The 1,385-nt window shown below is 60.3% G+C and carries 5 protein-coding genes; 3 read left to right on the forward strand and 2 right to left on the reverse strand.

Translation table 11 applies throughout. The features are described 5' to 3' along the window. From G533_RS23105 to G533_RS0119370, 3 genes are all read left to right on the forward strand, one after another. A partial coding sequence (locus tag G533_RS23105; RefSeq protein WP_205622672.1) for a type II toxin-antitoxin system YafQ family toxin occupies nucleotides 1-193 on the forward strand: 193 nt, incomplete at its 5' end. 147 nt (nucleotides 194-340) lie between these two features. Further along, nucleotides 341-634, forward strand: a complete 294-nt coding sequence (locus tag G533_RS0119365) for a type II toxin-antitoxin system RelB/DinJ family antitoxin (protein WP_027951307.1) — start codon at nucleotides 341-343, stop codon at nucleotides 632-634. Further along, nucleotides 627-914, forward strand: a complete 288-nt coding sequence (locus G533_RS0119370) for a type II toxin-antitoxin system RelE/ParE family toxin (protein WP_027951308.1) — start codon at nucleotides 627-629, stop codon at nucleotides 912-914. Before G533_RS0119365 ends, G533_RS0119370 begins: the two co-directional genes overlap by 8 nt. Before the next feature lie 15 nt (nucleotides 915-929). Here the strand turns inward: G533_RS0119370 and G533_RS24725 are convergent, their stop codons facing one another. Then, nucleotides 930-1,103, reverse strand: coding sequence for a transcriptional regulator (locus G533_RS24725; RefSeq protein WP_144079975.1), 174 nt, complete (start codon nucleotides 1,101-1,103; stop codon nucleotides 930-932). 92 nt (nucleotides 1,104-1,195) lie between these two features. Continuing rightward, the coding region (locus G533_RS24870; RefSeq protein WP_035529369.1) for a hypothetical protein at nucleotides 1,196-1,385 on the reverse strand (190 nt) is incomplete at its 5' end.

Genomic DNA, 1,385 nt, shown 5'->3' on the forward strand with positions numbered 1-1,385 from the left:
GGCAGGCTTCGCGTGGAATCAGTGGCAGGCTTGGTCTGGAATACGCACCTACCTCGATCACCCCTTGCGAGGGGACTGGAAGGGTTACCGGGACGCGCATATCGAACCCGATTGGCTGCTGCTATACCGGATCGAAGGGGACGAATTACACCTGGCGCGGACCGGTACTCACGCTGACCTGTTCCGGCAGTGATGTTTTCCTGATAACCCGGGGCAAGAGGACAATCTTCGTTTGCCGGTTAATTGGAAGGGAGGGATTCGAAACCCCGATCCTGGCACCTTGACTGTATCGCAATTGAGATACGACAATGCGGCTGTGACTACCAACCGGAGAACCGCCATGGCTCACACTTCAATGCTGCACGTCCGGGTCGATGACGAACTGAAAGCAGAAGCGGCAGAAAAGCTCGCCGGCTTCGGCCTGACCGTATCGGATGCGGTCCGCATTCTGTTGACTCGCATAACCAAGGAGGGCGGGTTACCCGTCGGCCTGACGGCAGACCCGGATACTCATGACGCCTGGTTCCGCGACAAGGTGAAGGCGGCTCTGGCGGACACGGGGCCCACCATACCGCATCAGCAGGTCATGGATGAGGCCCAGGCCTTGATCGACAAGAAACGTCGCCGTGCCTGAACTGGCATGGCTGGAACTGGCGCGTGCGGATCTTCTGGCGATCGTCGATTACATCTCTGACGATAATCCCGATGCTGCCCAGCGCATGAAGGATGACATCGAGGCGAAGGCTGCAAACCTGCCGGGCTTCCCGGGAATGGGACGCCCCGGTCGCGTCGAGGGAACCAGGGAGCTGGTCGCCTGGGCGAATTACATCATCGTCTACGCTGAGGACGCTTTTACCGTCCGGATACTGCGTGTGCTGCACGCGGCACAGCAATGGCCTCCAACCGAAGACTGAGAGGGCAAAGCCCGCTCAGGCAGGATAGGGGGCGGGGATATCCTCATCCGATCCCCAGCTGGCCAGCCAGCGTTCAACCTCGGCCATGCTCGCGTGGTGGCCGGTAGCAAGATAATCCTCCCAGGCCTCCAGGGCGTCTTGCCTGAAGGACTCGCGCATTTTCTCGTGCTTATTATTGGGTTCGGTCATCGTTGATTACCCCTCAGGCCTGGATTGGGAAATGTACCTTAGCGTGCTCCCCCTGGACCGAGCACCATACTGGCCGGTTGTACGCCGTCCAACTAATCCTCTCCCGCGTCGGCATACCCCTGCATCTGGTCTTTGGCTAGCGCGACATCGTGGTCCACCACGGTTTGCAATATCCGGTACCGCGCTTTCTCGGAGTTACAGCCCTCACCGATCCAGCGCTCGACACTCTGCTTGGCCCAAGCCTCGGCGGCGGCCAGGCGCTCCTCACGGCTGGCCTGAGGG

The organism is Haliea salexigens DSM 19537 (genome assembly GCF_000423125.1).
In the GTDB taxonomy this organism is placed as follows: Bacteria; Pseudomonadota; Gammaproteobacteria; order Pseudomonadales; family Halieaceae; genus Haliea; species Haliea salexigens.